Raw genomic sequence first — 24,066 nt, forward strand, 5'->3', positions numbered from 1 at the left:
GTGGGCAGGCCCAGCGGAAAGGTTGCGTTGATCACCGGTGCTGCCAGGGGTATCGGTCGCGCCCAGGCGGTGCGATTCGCTCAGGAGGGCGCCGAAATCATCGGAATCGGTCGACCCGCTGGACGTGGCCAACGCCAGTCTGTTCCTGGCCTCCGACGAAGCTGGTTACATCACCGCCGCCGCGCTGCCCGTGGACGCGGGTAGCGCTGAGCGGCAACCCGACGGATACCAACAATCCGCGAGGCCGCGGGGAACGGAGGAATGCTGCATGGGAACGTATGTGGTCACCGGTTCGGCGTCGGGAATGGGGCATGCGGCCGCCGAGCGGCTGCGCCTGGTGGGACACTCGGTGATCGGAGTGGACATCAAGGATGCCGATGTGAGGGCCGATCTGTCCACCGCGCAGGGGCGCCGCGCCGCCAGTGAGGCGGTACTGCAGCGATGCTCGGGGGCGCTCGACGGGGCAGTTCTGGCCGCCGGACTCGGTCCCGTCCCGGGGCGAGATCACCTGATCGCCCAGGTCAACTATTTCGGTGTCGTCGACCTGCTGACCGCGCTGCGGCCTGCTCTCGGCCGGACCGGCGCAGCGAAGGTCGTCGTCGTCGCCAGCAACTCGACCACGGTCACTCCGCTGGTGCCGCGGCGCGCAATCCGAGCGCTACTGGCCAGCGATCCCGATCGGGCGTTGCGTGCGGTTCGTCGGTTCGGGAAGCGGTCGGCACCGATGATCTACGCCGCCTCGAAGATCGCGGTCGCACGATGGGTACGCCGTCAGGCCGTCTCGCGCGAGTGGGCGGGCCTGGGGATCCGGCTCAACGCGATCGCTCCCGGCGCCGTGATGACCCCATTGCTGGCCGAGCAGTTGGCCGACCCGACGGAAGCCAAGGCCATCGACGCGTTCCCGGTGCCGATCGGCGGGTTCGGCGACCCCGGCCATCTCGCGGATTGGATGGTGTTCATGCTCTCCGATTCGGCCGACTTCCTCTGCGGAAGTGTACTTTTCGTCGACGGTGGATCGGACGCCTACTTTCGGTCGGATTCCTGGCCCGCACCGCTGCCCGCGCGCGGGCTGGCGCGGTACGGGGCGCGGTTCCTCGGGTTCCGCCGAGCTATGCGCCGTTGAGAAACGCCAGAACGGTTTGTTCGAAGGCAGCCTTCGCTTCGATCATCACCCAATGCCCGCAGTTCGGGAACACGTGCAGTTCGGCGTTCGGGATCGTCCGCATCGGCACCAGCGCCATGTCCAGTGGGCTGACCCGGTCGTCTCGCCCCCAGGTGAGCAGCGTCGGAGCCGCAACCTTATGCATCGTCGCCCAAGGCATCGGGAAGTCGGCGCTGCGCATCATCTCCGTCATCGCTGCGAAGGCCTTCTTGCCGTACATTCGTCGCGCCGAGGTCAGCGTCTCGGGATCGGTGGCCAGTTCCCAACGTTCCTCGATCAATTCGTCGGTCACCAAGGCCTGGTCATAGACCATCGAGCGCAACCAGTCGATCAGCCGCTGCTGGGTCGGTTCCTCGGTGAACTCCTGAAGCAGCCGAATTCCCTCGCTCGGACCGGGACTGAAGATGTTGGTACCGATGCCGCCGATGGTCACCAACCTGTTGACGCGGTCGCCGTGGTTGATGGCAAAGTTGATGCCGACACCACCACCCATCGAATTGCCGATCACGTCCACCCTTTCCAGGCTGAGCGCGTCGATGAACTTCACCACCGCATCCTGGGCGTCGAGCATGGGGTGTCCACCGAAGTCCTCGCTGACTCCAAAGCCCGGAAATTCCAGCACAAGGCAGCGGTAATGCTCTGCGAAGACGCCGAGGTTGCCACGGTAATTCCGCCAACCGGAGACGCCGGGGCCCGACCCGTGAAGCAGCAGGAGGGGAGGACCGTCACCGGCCTCGTGATAACGCAGCACTCCGGACGGAGTGCTGACTTCACGGCGCGTTTCGCGGTAGTCGACTGTCATCTTGCGATAACACCTCATCGCCGCAACGGAGCGCACCCCTGGGTGCCGCAGAGCGGGATGACGTGCGGGGGTGTGAGCCAGCCGACTTCCGGTCAGTGGACGCGCCACTACCCGTTCCTGCCGAAAGCCGCAGAATCGTGCAATCGCCAGTTCCGGGTGAGCCCGTGCACCGAGGGGTGTGTGCGGAGACGACTGTTGATCAACGGATTTGAGGAGGTGCGGCCCGATGTTGTCCGCCGAGGTGCGCGAGAAGCTCGCTGCTGAGCTGGCTGAGGCTGAGCGCAGCAGGGTTCCGATCTCGCCGTTGACCGACGGTCAGCCCGATATCGACGTGGTGGATGCCTACGAGATCCAGCTGATCAACATCCGGCAGCGGGTGGCTGAGGGGGCCCGGGTGATCGGCCACAAGGTGGGCCTGTCGTCGGAGGCGATGCAGAAGATGATGAACGTCGACGAGCCCGATTACGGGCATCTGCTCGACGACATGCAGGTCTTCGAGGACCGGCCGGTCCAGAGTGCGAACTACCTGTATCCGCGGGTGGAGGTCGAGGTGGGATTCATCCTGGCCGACGACCTGCCAGGAGCCGGTTGCACCGAGGACGACGTGCTCGCTGCCACCGCGGCGTTCGCCCCGGCCATCGAGCTCATCGACACGCGCATCACCAACTGGCAGATCAAGCTGTGCGACACCATCGCCGACAACGCCTCGTCGGCCGGCTGGGTGCTCGGCGAAGCCCGGGTCTCGCCCAAGGACGTCGACATCAAGGCCATCGACGCGGTGCTGACCAACAACGGGGAGGTCGTCGCCGAGGGGCGCAGTGACGCGGTGCTGGGCAATCCGGTCACCGCGGTGGCGTGGTTGGCCCGCAAGGTGGAGAGCTTCGGGGTGCGGTTACGGGCCGGCGACATCGTGTTGCCGGGTTCGTGCACCCGTGCGATAGATGCCCCGCCGGGCAGCCACTTCGTGGCCGAGTTCAGCGGGTTGGGTTCAGTACAACTGAGTTTCGAGTAAGGAGCCGCTCATGACTGACAAGAAGTCTGTGGCGATTGTGGGGTCGGGCAACATCAGCACCGACCTGCTGTACAAGTTGTTGCGTTCGGAGTGGCTGGAGCCACGCTGGATGATCGGCATCGATCCAGAGAGCGAAGGTCTGGCGCGGGCCCGCAAGTTGGGGCTCGAGACGTCGCACGAGGGAGTGGACTGGTTGCTGAACCAGTCCGAGAAGCCTGACATGGTGTTCGAGGCGACCAGTGCCTACGTGCATCGCGCCGCAGCGCCTCGCTACGCCGAGGCCGGCATCCGGGCCATCGACCTGACCCCGGCGGCGGTGGGTCCGGGGGTGATCCCGCCGGCGAATCTGGGTGAGCACCTGGATGCGCCCAACGTCAACATGGTGACCTGCGGGGGCCAGGCCACGATCCCGATCGTGCACGCTGTGTCGCGCGTGGTGGAGGTGCCTTACGGAGAGATCGTCGCGTCGGTGTCCTCGGCGTCGGCCGGCCCGGGTACCCGGGCCAACATCGACGAGTTCACCAAGACCACCAGTGCGGGGGTGCAGAACATCGGCGGCGCCAAGCGGGGCAAGGCCATCATCATCTTGAACCCGGCCGATCCTCCGATGATCATGCGCGACACCATCTTCTGCGCGATCCCCGAGGACGCCGACCGCGATGCGATCGCACAGTCCATCCGCGACGTCGTGGCAGAGGTGCAGACCTACGTTCCGGGCTACCGGCTGCTCAACGATCCGCAGTTCGACGATCCGTCGATGAACTCCGGAGGGCAGGCTGTGGTCACCACGTTCATCGAGGTGGAGGGTGCGGGCGACTACCTGCCGCCGTATGCGGGAAACCTGGACATCATGACCGCCGCGGCCACCAAGGTCGGCGAGGAGGTCGCCAAGAAGATGGCAGCAGCGAGCCTTTCCACGACAGGAGGCCAATCATGAGCACGCAGGACATCTACTTCGACCCCATGTGGGACATCCGGATGACCGACACGTCGCTGCGTGACGGCAGCCATCACAAACGCCACCAGTTCACCAAGGACGAGGTCGGCGCCATCGTCGCGGCGCTGGACACGGCCGGGGTGCCGGTCATCGAGGTGACCCACGGCGACGGGCTGGGCGGGTCGAGCTTCAACTACGGGTTCTCCAAGACCCCGGAGCAGGAGCTGATCAAACTGGCCGCCGAGACCGCCAAGGAATCGAAGATCGCCTTCCTGATGCTGCCCGGAGTGGGCACCAAGGAAGACATCAAGGAAGCGCAGAACAACGGCGGGTCGATCTGTCGCATCGCGACCCACTGCACCGAGGCCGACGTGTCGATCCAGCATTTCGGGCTGGCCCGCGAGCTCGGCTTGGAGACGGTCGGCTTTCTGATGATGAGCCACACCATCCCGCCGGAGAAACTGGCCGCGCAGGCGCGCATCATGGCCGATGCCGGCTGCCAGTGCGTCTATGTCGTCGACTCCGCGGGCGCGTTGGTGCTCGAGGGGGTCCGCGACCGGGTGGCTGCGCTGGTGGCCGAGCTCGGCGATGACGCCCAGGTCGGGTTTCATGGCCACGAGAATCTCGGCCTGGGGGTGGCGAACTCGATCGAGGCGGTGCGCGCCGGCGCCAAGCAGATCGACGGGTCGTGCCGCCGGTTCGGTGCCGGCGCCGGCAACGCCCCGGTCGAGGCGCTGATCGGGGTGTTCGACAAGATCGGCGTCAAGACCGGTATCGACTTCTTCGACATCGCCGACGCCGCCGAGGAGGTTGTCGCTCCGGCGATGCCCGCCGAGTGCCTGCTGGATCGCAACGCGCTGATCATGGGGTATTCGGGGGTGTACTCGAGCTTCCTCAAGCACGCCATCCGCCAGTCCGAGCGCTACGGGGTGCCCGCCCACCAGCTGCTGCACCGCGCGGGGCAGCGCAAACTGATCGGCGGCCAAGAGGACCAGCTGATCGACATCGCACTGGAGATCAAACGCGAGCACCTCTCCACAGAGACGGCCGGCGCGTAGACAGCAATGCTCAACGGCCCCGTTGGCGCAGCGTTCGCGAGTGAATGACGCTGTCTGAGAGGTCATCCCGCAGGCAGCCATGCACTCCTCCGTGCGTGGGGCTCTGGACTTCCCGTTCAGCGGTACGCTACGACGATCCGCGCGCAGCCTCATGACAAGCTGACCTTGAGGCGAGTAAGTGGAGGCCGTATCAAATGTCCGAACTGTTCATACCCGACTATGACTCGACGACACTCGTACGCTCGGTCACGGTCGAGATCGCTGCGCCCAGCAAGGTGGTGTGGGATGTCCTGACAGATCTCGATCAGTACCCCGAGTGGAATCCGTTCTGTCTGTCGGCGACTTCAACTCTGGAAATGGGCGCACCGGTTGAGATGGTGCTCGCCGACTACACAGGCGCCGGCGGCACTTTCATCAACGTCGAGTATGTGTGTGCGTTCGTACCGGAACGGCTCTTGTCCTGGGAACTCCGCGCAACTCCTGAATCGCCCTATGCCGCAAGGCGGGACCAAGTCATCGAACCCACTGCCGAGGGGAATTGCCAGTACTACTCCACGGATGCCTTCCTCGGTGAATTCGCTCGCGACATCATGACCGAAACAGGCGATTGGGTGAAATGCGCGTTCGATGACACTGCAGTTGCACTCAAACGCCGCAGCGAACTCGTACTTGCCGGGCTCCCGGCATCGAGCCCGCTATCAGGTCGATAGCCGCTTGCTCACAAACGAGGAACTTCGGGCAGCGCGGGGTCCGATCGCACCAGTTGAGACAGCGAGAACCTAGGCGCAGTGCACCTGCAATGAACTGATGCGGCTGCGGAGAAGCGCTGCCCGCCGAGTAGAAGGACAGAACTCATGACCACCGCCAAGCCGTTGGACGGGCGCGTCGCGTTGGTGACTGGCGCCGCGCGAGCTCAGGGACGCGCACACGCGCTCCGCCTCGCAATCGATGGCGCCGACATCATCGCGACAGACATCTGCGGGCCGGTTTGCGACAGCGTCACCTACCCGCCAGCGACCTCAGAGCAACTTGCAGAGACGGTGCGCGAAGTCGAAGCCACCGGTCGAAAGATCCTCGCGCGCACAGCTGATGTCCGCGATCTCGCCGCTCAACAACAGGTGGTCGCCGAGGGCATCGAGCAATTCGGACGACTCGACGTGTTGGTGGTCAATGCCGGCGTGCTGAGCTGGGGACGCCTGTTCGAGATGACCGAAGAGCAGTGGGACACCGTAATTCAGGTCAATTTGTCGGGCGCCTGGAAAACTGTGCGTGCAGCAGTACCGGCGATGATCGAGGCCGGCAACGGGGGATCGATCGTCATGGTGAGTTCGGTGGCGGGCCTCAAGGCGACACCGGGTAACGGACATTACTCGGCGTCCAAGCACGGCATTGTCGGACTCACCAATGCCCTCGCCTTGGAGGTTGGGGAATTCGGCATTCGTGTCAACTCGATTCATCCCTACTCGGTCGACACCCCGATGATCGAACACGGCGCGATGGCTGATCTGTTCACCAACCACCCGAGCTTTCTCCACAGCTTCGCTCCCATGCCTTTTCAGCCGCCGAGTCAAATTGCCGGGCAAGCCCGTCCAGGCTTCATGGCACCTGAGGACGTCTCCGATGTGGTCGCATGGCTTGCGAGTGACGCGTCGAATACCATCTCGGGTTCGCAGCTCGCCATCGACCGAGGCGTGATGAAGTACTAGATGTGGCCCGCTGCCGTTGACGAACACTGTCAGCGGTTGTACCGGGGGCTGATCTGCCGATGGAGGCTGAATCATCAGTGAAAGGACCATGTTTACCTAAAAACCGTGCCACTGAGCGGACTTCTCCACAGCGGATCGATCGGTACTCCTCCTAGCATCGCAAACATGCTGTCTGATCCCCTGGCGCGCGCGATCGCCGCAGCCGAAGAACTGGTTGCAACGGCACCACACATACAAGACGAAGCTGAACTGCTCGAGGGTCTTCAGTATTTGGCCGGCGGCATCTCCGCTTGCACACACCTCGCCTTCAATCAGCACCCGGACCACCCGTTTCTGCTCACGGGCACCGGACCGTTCACCAAGATGGGACTCGACAACCCGGACACGCTGTACTTCGGTACCAGGATGAAAGGCGGACGCGAGTATGTCGTCACCGGATCCCGTGGGACGACCACCGATCTCAGCTTTCAGTACCTCGCCGGCGAGTACACCGCAGACTCCGTCCCCGAAAGTGAAGTGGCTTTCGACGACCGAGAACTCGACATTGCCCCGGACGGAAGTTTCGAATGGCGATTCGAACCCAAGAGGTCGGGGCAGTTGGTGATCCGCGAGGTGTACAACGACTGGTCCGAGAGGCGGGGATCGCTGGCGGTGCACCGGACGGACACCGCCGGTACAGCGCCGCCGCGGCCGACCCGGGATGAGGTGCGGAACCAATTCCATAGCGCTGCAGATGAACTGATCAACCGCGTGCAGACCTGGCTCCAATTTCCCAAGTGGTTCTATCTCAACCTTCCGGTCAACACGTTGGTGGCGCCCCGCTCCACGCCCGGTGGATTGACCACGCAGTACTCCTCTGCCGGCCATTATGACATCAGTGAGGACCAGGCGTTGGTCATCTCGTTGCCGGCGAATGACGCCCCCTATCAGGGCTTTCAGCTGGGTAGCTTGTGGTACATCTCGTTGGATTACATCAACCACCAAACTTCGCTCAACGGCGCCCAGACCCAGATTGATCCAGACGGCATGATCAGGATCGTCGTCGCCGACCAAAACCCTGGAGTAACGAACTGGGTCGAAACGTTGGGCCATACCCGCGGATATCTGCAGTTCCGGTGGCAGCGATTGGCGCGGGAGATGACGGCGGCCGACGGTCCGAGGGTCGAGGTGGTCGAATTCGCCGCGGTTCCCGACGCGCTCCCCTTCTACGAGAGCAACAAAATCTCCGAAGGCGACTGGCTAGAGCGAATCGCGCTGCGTCAGAGGCAAATCGGCCAGAGGATGTTGGGTTGACAACGTGGCTGAGCTGCTGAGCGACGCCGTCGTTGTGATCACCGGGGTGGGCCCCGGGTTGGGCACCACGCTTGCGCGTCGATGTGCCGACGAGGGTGCCAACCTGGTTCTCGTCGCGCGGACCGCCGCCCGCATCGAGGAGTTGGCACGAGACATCATCGCCTCGGGAGGACGGGCGTTGGCCGTGCCCACCGACATCACCATAGAGTCCGATGTCGAAAACCTGGTCCAGACCGCAACCGCTACGTACGGCAGGGTCGACGCCTTGATCAACAACGCCTTCTTGTATCCGTCGATGAAGCCGTTTTCCGGTACCGACTTCTCCCACCTCAGAGATTCTCTCGAGCTGACCGTGCTCGGCGCGTTGCGGACGACCCAGGCGTTCACACCTGCGCTCGCCCAATCAGGCGGCTCGATAGTCAATCTGAGCTCGATGGTCATTCGACATTCCGACCCGACATACGGTCCGTACAAGTTGGCCAAGTCGGCGCTGCTGGCGATGTCTCAGTCACTGGCCAGCGAGCTCGGACCGTTGGGCGTTCGAGTCAATTCGGTAGCTCCCGGATACATCTGGGGCCAGGTCCTCAAGGACTACTTCGCACAACAAGCCCGAGACGCCGGTTGCTCGATCGACGACGTGTACAACGCCGCCGCGGCAGGCTCCGACCTGAAGCGGTTGGTGACCGAAGACGACGTCGCCTCGGCGATCCTCTTCTTCATCAGCGAAATGGCCTCTGGCATCACCGGCCAAACCCTCGACGTCAACTGTGGGGAGTATAAATCGTGACAACAAGAGCCGACGTCGGCACGGTGGACGACCTATGCGGCGAAGCGATCGACAAAGCCGGTCATGACGACTTCGGCAGCGATGAGGACAACTTTCGCGGCGCTTTGGAGGTCCTGCTGGACTCGTACCGCAAAGAGGCAGATTTCACTCCCTTGGGTGCTGCCATGACGCGGCACTATCTCCTCGGCGGGCTGGTTGCGAGACTGCTCAGTGAGGCGGCCTGGAAAAACTATCCGGCTTCGACGAACATTGCGATCGAGCGTCCGATATTCGTCACCGGCTTGCCCCGCACTGGCACCACCGCACTCCACCGACTCCTCGGCGCAGACCCCGCTCACCAGGGACTTGAACTCTGGCTCGCCGAGTATCCTCAACCCCGTCCTGCCCGCGAGGAGTGGGAGGCCTACCCCGAGTACCGCCGGTTGCGTGCCTACTACGCGAAGGCGAACCGAGAGAATCCGGATTTCATGGGGCTGCACTACATTGCCGAGGATGTTCTCGAAGAATGCTGGCAGCTGCTCCGCCAATCCATCCATTCCGTGTCGTACGAATCGCTGGCGCACATCCCGAGTTATGCACAGTGGCTGCAGAAGCAGGACTGGACGCCTTCTTATCGAAGGCACCGTCGCAACCTGCAGCTGATCGGCGTCAACGACGTGGGGAAGCGCTGGGTGCTCAAGAATCCCAGTCATCTGTTCTCGCTGGACGCCATACTGACGGTTTACCCGGACGCACTGATCGTGCAGTGCCACCGTCCCCCAGAGACTCTGCTCGCATCGATGTGTTCACTAGCGCAACACTCCACCGAAGGTTGGTCAAACACTTTCATCGGCCCGCAGATCGGCAAGGACATCCTCGACACCTGGTCCGGGGGAATCGAAAGATTCAGGCAGGCCCGCGCGTCGCACAACCCCGATCAGTTCTACGATGTCGACTACTTCGAATTCGTGGCGGACCCCGTGGCGACGGCCTACAGCGTTTATCGGCACTTCGGACTGCCGCTGACGGACGAGGCCAGGCTTGCCATCGAGCAGACCGCTACACAGGGCAGAGAAGGCCCGGGTGCGCCCAGGCACCGTTACTTTCTCACTGACTACGGATTAACTGCCGAGCAGGTCAGAGCGCGATTCCCGGCAGGCAGCGGTACTGCGGTCTGAATCGGCGGCAAAACGAAAGTCCGCCCATGCCGCGCCAGAGCTCGTCCAGCCGCGGGTGCTGGGTGATACCTCGGCGCGGTCCGCGACAGGTCAGAGACGGAACGTGCCGCATCCTTGCTGCGTCCGGAGAGAGTCTCTCGTGGGGGCTCGTATCGGGGTCCGTGCTCGCCGACCTCGCGTCGACCCATCGGGCACTGGCCTGACACGCGGGAATGAATTCGTGCCCGAGTGCACTTGAGTGGGTCATGACGTTTCAACTCGGCGAGAACTCGGCATTGCTCAAACCCGTTCAGGTCGGAGATACCGTCGCCGCGAACCGGATCTTCATGGCGCCGTTGACCAGAACGCGCGCCGAGGCCGACGCGACCCCGTCCGAACTTGCCGCCACCTACTACGCGCAGCGCGCCTCCGCCGGGCTGATCATCAGTGAGGCGACGGCTGTCTCGCGTGGGGCCAACGGTGCATACGGCAACACCCCGGGCATCTACACCGATCGCCACCAGCAGCGCTGGGCCGAGATCGCCAACGCGGTGCACGCCGAAGGTGGCCGCATGTTCGTGCAGTTGTGGCACGTCGGCCGGATGGCCCACCCGGACATCAGCGGCGTGGAGACGGTGGGTCCGTCGCCGGTCGCGGCTCAACTGTCCGCACATACCCCCGAGGGCAAGAAACCACTGCCGGTCCCGCGTGCGCTGACTCCCGACGAGATCGCCGCGATCGTCGACGACTTCCGCGCCGCGGCGCGCCGCGCGATCGACGCGGGAATGGATGGCGTGGAGATCCACTCGGCCAACGGGTATCTGCTCCACGAATTCCTGTCCGACGTCGTCAATCAGCGCACCGACGTGTACGGAGGCTCTGCGCAGAACCGGGCCAGGTTCACCGCCGAGGTCGTCGAGGCGGTCGCCGCGGAGATCGGCCCGCAGCGCGTCGGGCTGCGGATCTCACCCGGGAACGGAGCGGGGGACATGCGTGAGATCGACGACGTCAGCGCCTACGACGCGCTGCTCTGCCGGATCGCCTCGCTCGACATCGCCTACCTGCACCTGCTCATCCAGCCTTCCCAGCCGGCGTTTGCCACGTTGCGCACCCAGTGGGCCGGGACGCTGCTGCTGAACACGCCGCGGGACGTCGACAGCGATTTCGCCGAGCTGGAGAATCTGGCCGACTGGGGCGTCATCAGCGCCGCGGTGGTGGGTCGGGCGTTCCTCGCCAATCCGGATCTGCTGCTTCGGCTGCGCGCCGGCGCACCGCTCAACGAACCGGACGCGACCACGTTCTATGCTGCCGGGCCGCACGGCTACACCGATTACCCCACCCTCACCGAATCGGTGACATCACCGTCAGCATGACCGATGGCAGGTGTGCGAGACCGCGCGCGTGGGAACACCGCTGCCATGGCTACCTACCGAGTGCTCAACCCCAAAGGTGACGTCGTCGACACGAAGGACATCGAGAGCGCGGACGACGCGCATGCCTGGTTCGTCGACCAGAAGGCCGACAACTCCGAGTTGGGCTGGCGCATCGAAGTCCAGCACGACGGCGAGTGGGCCTTCTTCGACGACAGCGAGGGCAGCCCGGACTAGCGGCGACGCCCGCCCCTGGATCTTCCGAACTCGCACGATCCCGCCGGGATCGTGCGAGTTCGTCTGTTCGGGCTCTCCGGGGCCCAACCAACGGGTTGGGCGAGGCTGCTAGCATCGCGGGCAGAGGAGCAGCCTCCCCGCGGACCGGGCTGTCCACAGGTCCGCGGTTCCCTGAACAGGACCTGGAGACACACATGTCCGAAGAAGCCTTCATCTACGAGGCGATCCGCACGCCTCGCGGCAAGCAACGCAACGGGTCGCTCAACGAGATCAAGCCGGTCAACCTCGTCGTCGGTCTGATCGACGAGATCCGGTCGCGTTACCCCGACCTGGACGAGACCCTGATCAGCGACGTCATCCTCGGCTGCGTGTCGCCCGTCGGCGACCAGGGCGGCGATATCGCCCGCACTGCCGGCCTGGTGGCGGGCCTTCCGGAGACCACCGGCGGCTTCCAGCTCAACCGGTTCTGTGCCTCCGGGCTGGAAGCGGTGAACCTGGGTGCGCAGAAGGTGCGCTCCGGCTGGGACGACCTGGTGATCACCGGCGGCGTCGAATCGATGAGCCGGGTCCCGATGGGCTCCGACGGCGGCGCGTGGGCCAGCGACCCCGAAACCAACTACCGCATCGGCTTCGTGCCGCAGGGCATCGGCGCCGACCTGATCGCCACGATCGAGGGCTTCTCCCGCGACGACGTCGACGCCTACGCGCTGCGCAGCCAGCAGAAGGCCGCCGCGGCCTGGTCCGGCGGCTACTTCGCCAAGTCCGTGGTGCCGGTCAAGGACCAGAACGGTCTGGTCGTGCTCGACCATGACGAGCACATGCGCCCCGACACCACGATGGAGGGTCTGGCCAAGCTCAAGACCGCGTTCGACGGTGTCGGCGCGATGGGCGGGTTCGACGATGTGGCGCTGCAGAAGTACCACTACGTGGAGAAGATCAACCACGTCCACACCGGCGGCAACAGCTCGGGCATCGTCGACGGCGCCGCGCTGGTGCTGATCGGTTCCGAGTCCGCAGGCAAGGCCGCCGGCCTGACCCCGCGCGCCCGTGTCGTGGCCACCGCGACCAGCGGCGCCGACCCGGTCATCATGCTCACCGGGCCGACCCCGGCCACCCGCAAGGTGCTCGACCGCGCCGGCCTCACGGTCGACGACATCGACCTGTTCGAGCTGAACGAGGCATTCGCCTCGGTGGTGCTGAAGTTCCAGAAGGATCTCAACATCCCCGACGAGAAGCTCAACGTCAACGGTGGTGCCATCGCGATGGGCCACCCGCTGGGCGCCACCGGCGCCATGATCACCGGCACCATGGTCGACGAGCTCGAGCGGCGCAACGCGCGGCGCGCGCTGATCACGCTGTGCATCGGCGGCGGCATGGGCGTCGCGACCATCATCGAGCGAGTCTGATCCGGGCGTCGAGGAGAAACGAACAACAATGGCAGAGAACACCATTCAGTGGGACAAGGATGCCGACGGCATCGTCACCCTGACGCTGGACGACCCGACCGGTTCGGCCAACGTGATGAACGAGCATTACAAGGAATCCATGCACAACGCCGTGGAGCGGCTTGTGGCAGAGCAGGATTCGATCACCGGTGTGGTGATCGCCAGCGCGAAGAAGACCTTCTTCGCCGGCGGTGACCTCAAGGGCATGATGAACGTCGGCCCCGACAACGCCGCCGAGTCCTTCGCCGAGGTCGAGTTCATCAAGGCCGACCTGCGCACGCTGGAGACCCTCGGCAAGCCGGTGGTCGCCGCCATCAACGGCGCCGCTTTGGGCGGCGGTCTGGAGATCGCGCTCGCGTGTCACCACCGCATCGCCGCCGACGTCAAGGGCGTGGTCATCGGCCTGCCCGAGGTGACGCTGGGCCTGCTGCCCGGCGGCGGTGGCGTTGCGCGCACCGTGCGGATGTTCGGCATCCAGAAAGCCTTCATGGAGGTGCTCTCCCAGGGCACCCGGTTCAAGCCCGGTAAGGCCAAGGAGATCGGCCTGGTCGACGAACTCGTCGGCAGCGTCGACGAGCTGGTCCCGGCCGCCAAGGCGTGGATCAAAGCCAATCCGGACGCGCACACCCAGCCGTGGGACCAGAAGGGCTACAAGATGCCCGGCGGCACCCCCTCGCACCCGGCGCTCGCCTCGATCCTGCCGTCGTTCCCGGCGCTGCTGAAGAAGCAGCTCAAGGGTGCGCCGATGCCCGCCCCCCGGGCCATCCTGGATGCTGCGGTCGAGGGCGCGCAGGTGGACTTCGACACCGCCACCCGCATCGAGAGCCGCTACTTCACCTCGCTGGTCACCGGCCAGACCGCCAAGAACATGATCCAGGCGTTCTTCTTGGATCTGCAGCACATCAACGGTGGCGGCTCACGGCCGGACGGCATCGAGCCGGTCAAGATCAACAAGATCGGCGTGCTGGGTGCCGGAATGATGGGCGCCGGTATCGCCTACGTCTCGGCCAAGGCCGGTTACGACGTCGTCCTCAAGGACGTCTCGATCGAGGCGGCCGAGAAGGGCAAGGGTTACTCGGAGAAGCTGGAAGCCAAGGCGCTCGAACGGGGCAAGACCACCCAGGAGAAGTCCGACGCGCTGCTGGCCCGCATCACCCCGACCGCCGATCCGCAGGACCTCAAGGGTGTCGATTTCGTCATCGAGGCCGTGTTCGAGAACCAGGAACTCAAGCACAAGGTGTTCCAGGAGATCGAAGACATCGTCGAGCCGAACGCGGTGCTGGGTTCGAACACCTCCACGCTTCCCATCACCGGGCTGGCCACCGGAGTGAAGCGCCAGGAGGACTTCATCGGCGTCCACTTCTTCTCCCCGGTCGACAAGATGCCGCTGGTGGAGATCATCAAGGGGGAGAAGACCTCCGATGAGGCGCTGGCCCGGGTGTTCGACTACACGCTGGCCATCGGTAAGACGCCGATCGTGGTCAACGACAGCCGCGGCTTCTTCACCTCCCGCGTCATCGGCACCTTCGTCAACGAGGCGCTGGCGATGCTGGGTGAGGGCGTACCTGCAGCCAGCATCGAGCAGGCGGGTTCTCAGGCCGGATACCCGGCCCCGCCGCTGCAGCTCTCCGACGAGCTGAACCTGGAGCTGATGCAGAAGATCGCCACCGCCACCCGCCAGGGTGTCGAGGAGGCCGGTGGCACCTACGAGCCGCACCCGGCCGAAGCCGTGGTCGACAAGATGATCGAGATCGGCCGTCCGTCGCGACTCAAGGGCGCCGGGTTCTACGAGTACGTCGACGGCAAGCGGGTCGGGCTGTGGGAAGGTCTGGCCGACACCTTCAAGTCAGGCAGCGCAGAGATTCCGCTGCAGGACATGATCGACCGGATGCTGTTCGCCGAGGCGCTGGAGACCCAGAAATGCCTGGACGAGGGTGTGCTCACCTCGACCGCTGACGCCAACATCGGCTCCATCATGGGCATCGGGTTCCCGCCGTACACCGGTGGCTCGGCCCAGTTCATCGTCGGCTATCAGGGCGCCGGCGGAATCGGCAAGGCGGCGTTCGTCGCCCGCGCCAAGGAATTGGCCGCCAAGTACGGCGAGCGGTTCACCCCGCCGGATTCGCTGCTGTCCTAACCCGAATCGACCAACAGCCCCCGGTACGCCGGGGGCTGTTGCGTATGGTGAAGCGGTGCCGGAGGGGTTTACCGAAAGGTTCGCGGCGGCGCTCGCGGGCTACGGCGGGGAGCCGTGCATCGAGTTCGAAGGTTGCTGGTACTCGGGCGACTACATCACCGCCTATGGTCGGGCTGTCGCCTCGGCGCTTCGGCGCGCCGGGGTGGCTGATGACGCGCCGGTGGGCCTGGTGGTTCGCAACCGCCTCCAGCACGCCGCGGTGATCGCGGGATGTCTGGCCGCGGGGCGTGCCGTCTCGATGATCTATTCGTTCCAGTCAGCCGAGGCCATCGCCCACGACATCGAGAACCTGGCCCTTGCGGCGGTGGTGGCCGACCGCGAGGACTGGACCGACCCGGTAAGAGGTGCGGCGTCATCGGCTGGGTCCGCCGGACTCGCGCTCTCTGAGACAGAACCGACCGTGGATCCGGTACCCGGTCTCGAGCGCTGCGATTCGGCACGTCGGCACGCCGAAGCCGAAGACGGTGTGGCACTACAAATCCTGACCAGCGGCACCACCGGGCCGCCCAAGCGGCAATCCATCCGCACGGCCGTGCTCGAGCGGACCGTCTTCAGCGTGACGGCCGGTGAGCGCGCCCCAGCGGATGCGCCGCCGGAGTTCGCGTACTGGCAGTTCGGTGGGATAGGGGTGTGTCAGCTGATCGCAGGCCTGTACAACGGGCGCCGGATCGCCATGCTCGAGCGGTTCTCCGTCGAGGCTTGGGTCGACGTCGTACGCCGGCACCGGGTGGTCCGCGCCGGGGTGCAGCCGGCGGTCATCCGCATGCTGCTCGACGCCGACGTACCCAAAAGCCATCTCGCCTCGCTGGATTTCTTGATCAGCGCCTCCGGGCCGCTGGATCCCGAGACGCGCGACGAGTTCGAGCGGCGCTACCAGGTGCCCATCAGGTTGGCCTACGGTGCAACGGAATTCGCCGGATCGTTGTGCGCGTGGACGCCGGAGATGCTCGATGAGTTCGCCCAGACCAAGCGTGACAGCGTGGGGCGGGCCCTGCCCGACACCCAACTGCGGATCGTCGACCCCGACACGGGCGCCGAAGTTGCCTCCGGGGAGCCCGGGCTGTTGGAGGCCAAGGTGGCGCCGATCGGGCCTAATTGGATACGCACCACCGACATCGCCAGCATCGACTCCGACGGGTTCGTCACCCTGCACGGAAGGGCTGACGGCGCGATCATTCGCGGCGGCTTCAAGATTCTTCCGGAGACCGTTCGGCGCGTGCTGATCTCGCACCCCGGAGTGCGAGACGCATGCGTGGTCGGAGTGGACGACGCCCGCTTGGGGCAGGTGCCGTTCGCCGCCGTGGAGGTGGTCCCTGGCGCTGAGCCTTCGGCAGAGGAATTGAAAGACCTGGTGCGACGGACGCTTCCGGTCTACAACGTGCCCGTCGCCGTCGTGGTAGTCGGGGAGCTGCCACGCACGCCGGCGCTCAAGGTCAGTCTGCGCGACGTCGCCGCGCTGTACCCGGGCGGGTAGCGCTACACGGCTCCGAGATCAGCCGAGAGCCAGTGCTGCGGCTCGAGCACGATCAGCACGTTCTCACCGAGCTCACGGCGGGCGTAGTCGAGGTACCCGTCGACCTTTTCCGGTGCCAGGTAGCGCTCGGTCATCTCGACCAGTTGGTCGTCGGTGGCAGCCTCGATCCGGCTGACCGGCCCGTCCACGGCGACGTAGCGCACCGTCGGCTCGGACCGTTCAACCATCAGCGACAAGTATCCCGCGGCCTCGATGAGTTGGTGTTTGCGTGAGCCGGCCCCGGTCAGCACCCACGGCTGGCCGCCAGGGCTGTACTGATACCAGATCGGCACCGTCAGCGGCCCACGGTCACCTCCGGCGTTCACCGACAGTGCCGCGACGTGCGGCTCAGCGAGGAACTGCTCACGTTCATCTCTGGAAAGAGCCATGGTGCGACAGTAGCGTCGACATCCGACACTGCCTTTCAGCGCGAGCGCCTACTGTCGTACCCATGCGCTTCGGATTGTTCATTCCCCAGGGTTGGCGACTCGATCTGGTCGGTATCGACCCGGGTGAACAGTGGCCGGTGATGCGCGACCTCGCCACCTACGTCGACGGCAGGGACGCGTGGGATTCGCTGTGGGTGTACGACCACTTCCACACCGTGCCGGTCCCCACCCACGAGGCGACGCATGAAGCGTGGTCGTTGATGGCGGCATACGCGGCCACGACCTCACGGATCAAGCTCGGTCAGATGTGCACGGCAATGAGCTACCGCAATCCGGCGTACCTGGCCAAGGTGGCCGCGACCACCGACCTGATCTCTGGTGGGCGCGTGCAGATGGGCATCGGCGGCGGCTGGTACGAGCACGAGTGGCGGGCCTACGGCTACGGCTTTCCCACTGCGGGTGTCCGGTTGGGCCGGTTGGACGAAGGTGTCCAGATCATGCGCGACGCCTGGCGCGAGGGCGTCGTCAGCTTCGACGGCAAGCATTACCAGGTCGACGGCGCCATCGTCGAGCCCAAGCCTTTGCAGGAAGGCGGCATACCGCTGTGGATCGCCGGGGGTGGTGAAAAGGTGACGTTGCGCATCGCGGCGAAGTACGCGCAATACACCAACTTCACTTCTGAGCCCGAAGGGTTTGCGCACAAGTCGGAGATCCTGGCCGGCCATTGTCGAGATGTCGGCACCGATTACGACCGCATCGTGCGTTCGGCGAACATCAATGTCGTCGTGGGTGCCACGGAGGCCGAGGTCAGCGAACGATTGCAGCGGGTGCGCTCCCGGATGGTCGAGCTGGCCGGGGACGATGCGGCGGACGCGATGATCGCCGCCACGAGCACCCCCCAAGCCGGCGCAGGCACCCCAGAGCAGCTGGTCGAGGCCATCGGAAGGCTCCGCAACCTTGGATGCCAGTACCTCATCTGCTATTTCCCGGAGGCTGCCTACGATCGCTCCGGCATCGACCTGTTCGAGCGCGAAGTCATCGCAGCGATCGGCCAAGCATCAGGTCACTGACCGATTTTCGCGAACGATAGTTTCGTCGGTCGCGTCCTGAACCACTGTTGAACTGCGTATTTGCGTCTCGCAAATACATTGACATGCAACTATCTGATTCTCTTCGCAAAGACCGACGCAAATATTGTTACGTACGTCACCCCGTTCGCTTAGGCTCAGATCTGTGACGTTCGCGTCAAACAGTCGGCGCATCTTTCAGCAAACCGGTTGACACCGGTCTGGACAGGTCGGGGAGCGGCAATGGCGCTGCGGTTCACGAGGCTGAACCGAGTCGGCACACCGCCCTAAGGGCGCTCGGCTCAACTTCTTCATGCCGGGCGCTGCCCAGAGGATGCGGCCTCCGGTTATCAGCAAAAACCAACCGGAGGACCCATGTGTGCCACGCCGTGTCATCGTCGTGCCCAAAAAAAGTCGGAAAGCTCGCCCGACCTCACCTTCTGGTTAGCTGAAGACACCCTGCAGCGAAATCGTTCTGGGCGATCCCCGAGACACGTGCGACGAGACTCGTCCCGGTTCGCCGGGTATGTCGGTCGAGTCGGCGCGTTAGCTGTGGCGTTGGGGGTGGGCTTCGCCGTGGCGAACTCCTCCGCGGTCGCTCACGCGGACAGCGAGTCGGAGCCGTCGGCGTCTCCTGGATCTGAGAACGACGCCGATTCGTCGTCTGCCGGTACCAGTGAGTCTTCAAAGCAGAGCGACGACGCCACGGACGATGGTGACGAGAGCGGTGAAGAGCCGGCTGACGATGCCGGCCTCGACGACGAAACCGTAGGCGGGGAAGTCGCGACGGATGACGAATCCGAGGATTCGGACCTCACTGGCGAGGCCGACGAAGAAGACCCCGTGGTCGACGAAGTCGAAGAACCGGCCGATGCCGATGGCGGTGTCGATGCGGATCAGACCGCCACTTCACCGCCCGCTGGTGAAGAGTCTTCGGCGTCCGTCGACGGCGCGGTTGAGGAGCAGTCGGGTGACGTCGTTGTCGATGATGATGCCAATGCGGAGAGTGCGGCGCCGGATGTCGAGGAACTGACCGAGGTCGATGAGGATGTCGCCGCCGGCGCCGTCGAGGAAACCACCGCTGAGACGGTCAGCGATCTGGTCGAGGTGGAAGTACCGGCAACCGACGAGAACGCCATTCCATTGGCGTCCGCCGCAACAACCGAAGAGGCAACCACCGAAGAGGTCGACGTCCTCACGACGGTGGTGTCGAGCGTCCTGTCGCCATTTGCGGATCCCGAGGCCCCCGCACCGACGCCGTGGTTCGATGCGCTGCTGGCCTGGGTGCGCCGCCAGATCACCCACACGTTCTTCAACGAAAGTCCCGAATGGGGGCCGATCGAAGGCCGTCAGGTCGTCACCGGCCAGGTGCTGTTCGACCTCAATGCATTCGACCCCAACGGGGACCCGTTGACCTACAAGATCAGTCAACCTGAGCACGGTCTTGTGGTCAGAGATCCATTGTCCGGCGAGTTCATCTACACGCCAACGACAGTGGTCACCGGTGAGCCTCTGACCGACAGTTTCAAGGTGGTCATCAGCGACTCGGGCGAGCACCTCAAGGGTTTGGTCGGGCTGGTACAAGGCGTATTCCACTTCCTCGCGCGGGCCGTCGGTCTCGCCGAACCTGATGAAGTCGCGCTGATGGTGAACGTGACGGTCAATCCGATCGTCGAGGTCCCACCCGTGATCGTCGCCACTCCTGCTGCTCTGGGCTTCAATGGCGAACCGATCGTCGTCAGCCCCGTTCTGGTTATCACTGACCGGGTCCGTCAGATTAACGGTGTAAGCGGCATCTTCGGTTAGGTGGTTTCGCTGCCCGGCATGCGGTCGGCGAAGGTGATCGCGAAGGCGTTCAGTGCTGGTTTCCAGCGCATGGTCCATCGCTTCTGTCCGGTCCCGGTCGGGTCCAGTGACCGGGTGACCAAGTATAGGCATTTCAGCGCTGCCTGCTCGGTCGGGAAATGACCGCGGGCCCGGACAGCGCGCCGGTAGCGGGCGTTCAACGATTCAATGGCGTTGGTCGAACAGATCACCTTCCTTATCTCGGTGTCGTAGTCCAGGAACGGTATGAATTCACTCCAGGCGTTGCGCCACAACCTAATTGCTGCCGGATATCGGTTACCCCACTCGGCCTCGAACGCGTCCAGCGCCGCCGCTGCAGCCTCAGCGTTGACCGCGGTGTAGATCGGTCGCAACGCCTTGGCGATCGCGTCGCGGTGCTGGCGCCCGGCGTAGCGGAACGTGCCGCGGATCAAATGGATGACACACGTCTGCACGACCGTGTCGGGAAACGCCGCGCCTACCGATTGCGGCAACCCTTTGAGTCCGTCGCAGACCAGGAAGAAGATGTCGGCCACCCCGCGGTTCTTCAACTCGGTCAGCACGGCCAGCCAGTACTTGGCCGACTCCCCGTCGCCCTCGCCGGCCCACATCCCCAGTACGTCGCGGTGCCCGGCCAGATCCACCCCGATTGCCGCGTAGACCGGGCGGGGGCCGACCTGGCCGTCGCGGATCTTGACGTGCAGGGCGTCGATGAACACCGCGGCGTACACGCGCTCCAGCGGGCGGGTGTGCCAGGCAGTCATCTCCTCGACCACACGGTCAGTGATCCGACTGATCGTGTCCTTGGAGACTGCCGCACCGTAGATGTCGGCGAAATGGGCGCTGATCTCGCCGGTGGTCAGCCCGCGGGCATACAACGACAACACCACCTCATCAACATCGGTCAGGCGGCGTTGACGCTTCTTGACGATCTCGGGTTCGAAGCTGCCCGCCCGGTCGCGCGGCACATCGATCTCGATCTGCCCGCACGCATCGGTGAGCACGGTCTTAGCACGGGTTCCGTTGCGGGAGTTGCCCGAGCCGTACCCGGCCGGATCGTGACGGTCATAGCCCAGATGCTCGGACAATTCCTCGTCCAGGGCGGTCTCGATGACCGTCTTGGTCATCGCCTTGAGCAACCCACCCGGACCGGTCAGCGATACGCCGGCCTCGCGGGCCTGACGCACCAGCTCCCGGGCGACCTCGAGCTCGTCGACCTCACGGCTATCCGGGACTGCAATGGCCGCTGCGGCGGCCTCATCATCGGGATTCTGTGATAGCTCCACAGCCACGACAGTTTCGGTCATCATGCGACCTTTCCGGCCCCGACACACCGGGGCCGATCAGGCCGTTTACACCCTTACTGCGACAGTCCCCACTGACCTGGATTCGGAGGCGTTGTCGTCGGCGACGGTGACGATCGGTGATCCCGATTCCGGTGATGTGCTCGACTACGACACATCACTGCTGCCGGAGGACGTGTCCGCGGAGTTCTCCGGCGGGGTATTGACGATCACGGGGTCGGCGTCGGTGGCGCAGTATCAGCAGTTGTTGGCGTCGGTGACGTTGACTGCTGCTGGAGCTGGCGTAAAGACAGTGTCATTCAGGGTTGTTGACGCGCAGGGCAATCCGAATGCGGTGCCTGCCGCCACGGTGGTGACGGTGGTGGGTGTGCCGGGTGCGGTGGTGGCTCCGGTGGTGGTGGCGACACCGGTGGCTGCCGGGGTGGTGGGTTCGCCGGTGGTGGTGAGCCCGGTTGTGGTGATTACTGACCTGGATTCGGAGGCGTTGTCGTCGGCGACGGTGACAGTGGATGGCGCTGACGATGTGCTGGGCTATGACGACGATCTCGTGCCCTCGGGCGTCACGGCTGAATTCTCCGGTGGGGTGTTGACGTTCACCGGTTCGGCTTCGGTGGCCGAGTATCAGCAGCTTTTGGCGTCGGTCACGCTCACGTCGGGTTCTGCGGGTGTGACGACGGTGTCGTTCAGGGTTGTTGACGCGCAGGGCAATCCGAATGCGGTGCCTGCGGCCACGGTGGTGACGGTGGTGGGTGTGCCGGGTGCGGTGGTGGCTCCGGTGGTGGTGGCGACACCGGTGGCTGCCGGGGTGGTGGGTTCGCCGGTGGTGGTGAGCCCGATCCTGGTGATCACAGATCTGGATTCGGAGGCGTTGTCTTCAGCGACGGTGACCGTCGATGACGCCGACGACGTCTTGAGTTACGACGTTGATCTGTTGCCGGAGAACGTGTCTGCCGAGTTCTCCGGTGGGATGTTGACGTTCACCGGTTCGGCGTCGGTGGTGCAGTATCAGCAGTTGTTGGCGTCGGTGACGTTGACTGCTGCTGGAGCCGGTGTGTCGACGGTGTCGTTTGCGGTTGTTGATGCGCAGGGTAATGCCAGCGCGTTGCCCGCGGCGACGGTGGTGACGGTGGTGGGTGTGCCGGGTGCGGTGGTGGCTCCGGTGGTGGTGGCGACACCGGTGGCTGCCGGGGTGGTGGGTTCGCCGGTGGTGGTGAGCCCGGTTGTGGTCATCACTGACCTGGATTCGGAGGCGTTGTCGTCGGCGACGGTGACGATCGGTGATCCTGAGTCCAGCGATGTGCTCGACTTTGACACATCACTGCTGCCGGAGAACGTGTCTGCCGAGTTCTCCGGTGGGATGTTGACGTTCACCGGTTCGGCGTCGGTGGTGCAGTATCAGCAGTTGTTGGCGTCGGTGACGTTGACTGCTGCTGGAGCCGGTGTGTCGACGGTGTCGTTTGCGGTTGTTGATGCGCAGGGTAATGCCAGCGCGTTGCCCGCGGCGACGGTGGTGACGGTGGTGGGTGTGCCGGGTGCGGTGGTGGCTCCGGTGGTGGTGGCGACACCGGTGGCTGCCGGGGTGGTGGGTTCGCCGGTGGTGGTGAGCCCGATCCTGGTGATCACAGATCTGGATTCGGAGGCGTTGTCGTCAGCGACGGTGACGATCGGTGATTCTGAGTCCAGCGATGTGCTCGACTTTGACACATCGCTTCTGCCTGAGGACGTTTCAGCTGAGTTCTCCGGTGGGGTGTTGAGGTTCACCGGTTCGGCGTCGGTGTCGGAGTATCAGCAGTTGTTGGCGTCGGTGACGTTGACTGCTGCTGGAGCCGGTGTGTCGACGGTGTCGTTTGCGGTTGTTGATGCGCAGGGTAATGCCAGCGCGTTGCCCGCGGCGACGGTGGTGACGGTGGTGGGTGTGCCGGGTGCGGTGGTGGCTCCGGTGGTGGTGGCGACACCGGTGGCTGCCGGGGTGGTGGGTTCGCCGGTGGTGGTGAGCCCCGCTCTGGTCATCACAGATCTGGATTCCGAATCGCTGTCCTCGGCGACGGTGACGATCGGCGACTTCGATGCTGGCGATGTGCTTGGCCACGATGCCAGTCTGCTGCCGGGGACGGTGTCTGCGGTATTCACCGACGGGTTGTTGACGTTTACCGGCGCGGCGTCGGTGGCTGAGTACGAACAGTTGTTGAGGTCGGTGACGTTGACTTCGAACACCGTTGGGGTGAAGGCCGTCTCCTTTGAGGTGGTGGACAGCTCGGGTGCTACCAGTGCGTTGCCGGCGGCGACGTTGGTGACGGTGGTGGGTGTGCCGGGTGCGGTGGTGGCGCCGGTGGTGGTGGCGACACCGGTGGCAGCCGGGGTCGCGGGTTCGCCGGTGGTGGTGAGCCCGATCCTGGTGATCACGGATCTAGATTCGGAGTCGTTGTCGTCGGCGACGGTGTCGATCGGTGATCCTGACTCGGGTGGTGTGCTCGACTATGACACATCACTGCTGCCGGAGGACGTGTCCGCTGAGTTCTCCGGTGGGGTGTTGACGTTCACGGGGTCGGCTTCGGTGTCGGAGTATCGGCAGTTGTTGGCGTCGGTGACGTTGACTGCTGCTGGAGCCGGCGTGTCGACGGTGTCGTTCGCGGTGACCGACGCGCAAGGCAATCCGAACGGGGTGCCGGCGGCCACGGTGGTGACGGTGGTGGGTGTGCCGGGTGCGGTGGTGGCGCCGGTGGTGGTGGCCACGCCGGTGGCTGCCGGGGTGGTGGGTTCGCCGGTGGTGGTGAGCTCGGTTGTGGTGATCACGGATTTGGATTCGGAGTCGTTGTCGTCGGCCACG

General features: G+C 64.7%; 24 protein-coding genes and 1 pseudogene. 17 read left to right on the forward strand and 8 right to left on the reverse strand.

Translation table 11 applies throughout. The features are described from left to right. Both ACEWX3_RS05030 and ACEWX3_RS05035 read left to right on the forward strand, forming a co-directional pair. Positions 1–108, forward strand: a pseudogene (locus ACEWX3_RS05030) (SDR family NAD(P)-dependent oxidoreductase); the annotation flags it as partial. 160 nt (positions 109–268) lie between these two features. Next, positions 269–1,123 (forward strand): SDR family oxidoreductase, encoded by an 855-nt coding sequence (locus ACEWX3_RS05035; RefSeq protein ID WP_374158834.1) that lies wholly within the window; start codon positions 269–271, stop codon positions 1,121–1,123. Here the strand turns inward: ACEWX3_RS05035 and ACEWX3_RS05040 are convergent. Further along, a complete protein-coding gene (locus tag ACEWX3_RS05040; protein WP_374159788.1) occupies positions 1,110–1,964 on the reverse strand; it encodes an alpha/beta fold hydrolase in 855 nt (284 codons plus the stop codon). The genes ACEWX3_RS05035 and ACEWX3_RS05040 overlap by 14 nt on opposite strands. 226 nt (positions 1,965–2,190) lie before the next feature. On the opposite strand from ACEWX3_RS05040, the gene ACEWX3_RS05045 reads away from it, so the two are divergent. The 13 genes from ACEWX3_RS05045 (at position 2,191) to ACEWX3_RS05105 (ending at position 16,616) form a co-directional block, all read left to right on the forward strand. Further along, positions 2,191–2,976, forward strand: a complete 786-nt coding sequence (locus ACEWX3_RS05045; protein ID WP_374158835.1) for a 2-keto-4-pentenoate hydratase — start codon at positions 2,191–2,193, stop codon at positions 2,974–2,976. Between the two features lie 10 nt (positions 2,977–2,986). Beyond that, complete coding sequence (locus tag ACEWX3_RS05050) at positions 2,987–3,913, forward strand: acetaldehyde dehydrogenase (acetylating) (protein ID WP_374158836.1); 927 nt, start codon at positions 2,987–2,989, stop codon at positions 3,911–3,913. Next, complete coding sequence (dmpG, locus tag ACEWX3_RS05055) at positions 3,910–4,971, forward strand: 4-hydroxy-2-oxovalerate aldolase (protein ID WP_374158837.1); 1,062 nt, start codon at positions 3,910–3,912, stop codon at positions 4,969–4,971. The genes ACEWX3_RS05050 and dmpG overlap by 4 nt, the downstream gene beginning before the upstream one ends. A gap of 194 nt (positions 4,972–5,165) precedes the next feature. After that, positions 5,166–5,681: an SRPBCC domain-containing protein gene (locus ACEWX3_RS05060; protein WP_374158838.1), complete on the forward strand. Its 516-nt coding sequence runs from the start codon at positions 5,166–5,168 to the stop codon at positions 5,679–5,681. 144 nt (positions 5,682–5,825) lie between these two features. Next, on the forward strand, positions 5,826–6,677 hold the full coding sequence (locus tag ACEWX3_RS05065; RefSeq protein ID WP_374158839.1) for a mycofactocin-coupled SDR family oxidoreductase: 852 nt from the start codon (positions 5,826–5,828) through the stop codon (positions 6,675–6,677). A gap of 165 nt (positions 6,678–6,842) precedes the next feature. Further along, positions 6,843–7,970 (forward strand): hypothetical protein, encoded by a 1,128-nt coding sequence (locus ACEWX3_RS05070; protein WP_374158840.1) that lies wholly within the window; start codon positions 6,843–6,845, stop codon positions 7,968–7,970. A 4-nt stretch (positions 7,971–7,974) separates the two neighbouring features. Beyond that, positions 7,975–8,757 carry an SDR family oxidoreductase gene (locus ACEWX3_RS05075; RefSeq protein ID WP_374158841.1) on the forward strand — a complete coding sequence of 261 codons (783 nt, stop codon included), beginning with the start codon at positions 7,975–7,977 and terminating at the stop codon, positions 8,755–8,757. Further along, entirely contained in the window at positions 8,754–9,914 is a 1,161-nt protein-coding gene (locus tag ACEWX3_RS05080; protein ID WP_374158842.1) for a sulfotransferase, read from the forward strand. Before ACEWX3_RS05075 ends, ACEWX3_RS05080 begins: the two co-directional genes overlap by 4 nt. A 245-nt stretch (positions 9,915–10,159) precedes the next feature. Beyond that, positions 10,160–11,266 carry an alkene reductase gene (locus ACEWX3_RS05085; RefSeq protein WP_374158843.1) on the forward strand — a complete coding sequence of 369 codons (1,107 nt, stop codon included), beginning with the start codon at positions 10,160–10,162 and terminating at the stop codon, positions 11,264–11,266. A 45-nt stretch (positions 11,267–11,311) separates the two neighbouring features. Continuing rightward, the gene (locus ACEWX3_RS05090; RefSeq protein ID WP_207066644.1) at positions 11,312–11,500 is read left to right on the forward strand and encodes a hypothetical protein; all 189 of its coding nucleotides are present in this window, start codon (positions 11,312–11,314) and stop codon (positions 11,498–11,500) included. 194 nt (positions 11,501–11,694) lie between these two features. Next, entirely contained in the window at positions 11,695–12,906 is a 1,212-nt protein-coding gene (locus ACEWX3_RS05095) for an acetyl-CoA C-acetyltransferase (protein ID WP_207066645.1), read from the forward strand. Between the two features lie 28 nt (positions 12,907–12,934). Further along, positions 12,935–15,082 carry a 3-hydroxyacyl-CoA dehydrogenase NAD-binding domain-containing protein gene (locus ACEWX3_RS05100; RefSeq protein WP_221354451.1) on the forward strand — a complete coding sequence of 716 codons (2,148 nt, stop codon included), beginning with the start codon at positions 12,935–12,937 and terminating at the stop codon, positions 15,080–15,082. Positions 15,083–15,137: 55 nt separating this feature from the next. Then, positions 15,138–16,616 (forward strand): class I adenylate-forming enzyme family protein, encoded by a 1,479-nt coding sequence (locus tag ACEWX3_RS05105; RefSeq protein ID WP_374158844.1) that lies wholly within the window; start codon positions 15,138–15,140, stop codon positions 16,614–16,616. 2 nt (positions 16,617–16,618) lie between these two features. Here the strand turns inward: ACEWX3_RS05105 and ACEWX3_RS05110 are convergent, their stop codons facing one another. Further along, positions 16,619–17,044 (reverse strand): pyridoxamine 5'-phosphate oxidase family protein, encoded by a 426-nt coding sequence (locus tag ACEWX3_RS05110; protein WP_152518673.1) that lies wholly within the window; start codon positions 17,042–17,044, stop codon positions 16,619–16,621. Between the two features lie 62 nt (positions 17,045–17,106). Here ACEWX3_RS05110 and ACEWX3_RS05115 point away from each other — a divergent pair, with 62 nt between their 5' ends. Then, positions 17,107–18,114, forward strand: coding sequence for an LLM class F420-dependent oxidoreductase (locus ACEWX3_RS05115; protein WP_374158845.1), 1,008 nt, complete (start codon positions 17,107–17,109; stop codon positions 18,112–18,114). Positions 18,115–18,675: 561 nt separating this feature from the next. Continuing rightward, complete coding sequence (locus tag ACEWX3_RS05120) at positions 18,676–19,917, forward strand: hypothetical protein (RefSeq protein ID WP_374158846.1); 1,242 nt, start codon at positions 18,676–18,678, stop codon at positions 19,915–19,917. Here the strand turns inward: ACEWX3_RS05120 and ACEWX3_RS05125 are convergent. The 6 genes from ACEWX3_RS05125 to ACEWX3_RS05150 form a co-directional block, all read right to left on the reverse strand. Further along, positions 19,914–21,245, reverse strand: a complete 1,332-nt coding sequence (locus tag ACEWX3_RS05125) for an IS256 family transposase (protein WP_163676268.1) — start codon at positions 21,243–21,245, stop codon at positions 19,914–19,916. The two genes, ACEWX3_RS05120 and ACEWX3_RS05125, sit on opposite strands and share 4 nt — an antisense overlap. Positions 21,246–21,860: 615 nt before the next feature. Next, positions 21,861–22,088, reverse strand: coding sequence for a hypothetical protein (locus tag ACEWX3_RS05130; protein WP_374158847.1), 228 nt, complete (start codon positions 22,086–22,088; stop codon positions 21,861–21,863). Between the two features lie 156 nt (positions 22,089–22,244). Further along, positions 22,245–22,610: a hypothetical protein gene (locus ACEWX3_RS05135; protein WP_374158848.1), complete on the reverse strand. Its 366-nt coding sequence runs from the start codon at positions 22,608–22,610 to the stop codon at positions 22,245–22,247. 24 nt (positions 22,611–22,634) lie between these two features. Beyond that, positions 22,635–22,943, reverse strand: a complete 309-nt coding sequence (locus ACEWX3_RS05140) for a hypothetical protein (RefSeq protein WP_374158849.1) — start codon at positions 22,941–22,943, stop codon at positions 22,635–22,637. 81 nt (positions 22,944–23,024) lie between these two features. Continuing rightward, positions 23,025–23,642, reverse strand: a complete 618-nt coding sequence (locus ACEWX3_RS05145; protein WP_374158850.1) for a hypothetical protein — start codon at positions 23,640–23,642, stop codon at positions 23,025–23,027. Between the two features lie 72 nt (positions 23,643–23,714). After that, positions 23,715–24,065 carry a hypothetical protein gene (locus tag ACEWX3_RS05150; protein WP_374158851.1) on the reverse strand — a complete coding sequence of 117 codons (351 nt, stop codon included), beginning with the start codon at positions 24,063–24,065 and terminating at the stop codon, positions 23,715–23,717. Between the last annotated feature and the right edge of the window lies 1 nt (position 24,066).

The organism is Mycobacterium sp. G7A2, from assembly GCF_041902445.1.
In the GTDB taxonomy this organism is placed as follows: Bacteria; Actinomycetota; Actinomycetes; order Mycobacteriales; family Mycobacteriaceae; genus Mycobacterium.

Excerpts from the sequence above, each read along its gene's own strand:
- ACEWX3_RS05035 (WP_374158834.1), top strand. The coding sequence starts at position 269 with ATGGGAACGTATGTGGTCACCGGTTCGGCGTCGGGAATGGGGCATGCG.
- ACEWX3_RS05040 (WP_374159788.1), bottom strand. The coding sequence starts at position 1,964 with ATGACAGTCGACTACCGCGAAACGCGCCGTGAAGTCAGCACTCCGTCC.
- ACEWX3_RS05045 (WP_374158835.1), top strand. The coding sequence starts at position 2,191 with ATGTTGTCCGCCGAGGTGCGCGAGAAGCTCGCTGCTGAGCTGGCTGAG.
- ACEWX3_RS05050 (WP_374158836.1), top strand. The coding sequence starts at position 2,987 with ATGACTGACAAGAAGTCTGTGGCGATTGTGGGGTCGGGCAACATCAGC.
- dmpG (WP_374158837.1), top strand. The coding sequence starts at position 3,910 with ATGAGCACGCAGGACATCTACTTCGACCCCATGTGGGACATCCGGATG.
- ACEWX3_RS05060 (WP_374158838.1), top strand. The coding sequence starts at position 5,166 with ATGTCCGAACTGTTCATACCCGACTATGACTCGACGACACTCGTACGC.
- ACEWX3_RS05065 (WP_374158839.1), top strand. The coding sequence starts at position 5,826 with ATGACCACCGCCAAGCCGTTGGACGGGCGCGTCGCGTTGGTGACTGGC.
- ACEWX3_RS05070 (WP_374158840.1), top strand. The coding sequence starts at position 6,843 with ATGCTGTCTGATCCCCTGGCGCGCGCGATCGCCGCAGCCGAAGAACTG.
- ACEWX3_RS05085 (WP_374158843.1), top strand. The coding sequence starts at position 10,160 with ATGACGTTTCAACTCGGCGAGAACTCGGCATTGCTCAAACCCGTTCAG.
- ACEWX3_RS05090 (WP_207066644.1), top strand. The coding sequence starts at position 11,312 with ATGGCTACCTACCGAGTGCTCAACCCCAAAGGTGACGTCGTCGACACG.
- ACEWX3_RS05095 (WP_207066645.1), top strand. The coding sequence starts at position 11,695 with ATGTCCGAAGAAGCCTTCATCTACGAGGCGATCCGCACGCCTCGCGGC.
- ACEWX3_RS05100 (WP_221354451.1), top strand. The coding sequence starts at position 12,935 with ATGGCAGAGAACACCATTCAGTGGGACAAGGATGCCGACGGCATCGTC.
- ACEWX3_RS05110 (WP_152518673.1), bottom strand. The coding sequence starts at position 17,044 with ATGGCTCTTTCCAGAGATGAACGTGAGCAGTTCCTCGCTGAGCCGCAC.
- ACEWX3_RS05115 (WP_374158845.1), top strand. The coding sequence starts at position 17,107 with ATGCGCTTCGGATTGTTCATTCCCCAGGGTTGGCGACTCGATCTGGTC.
- ACEWX3_RS05125 (WP_163676268.1), bottom strand. The coding sequence starts at position 21,245 with ATGATGACCGAAACTGTCGTGGCTGTGGAGCTATCACAGAATCCCGAT.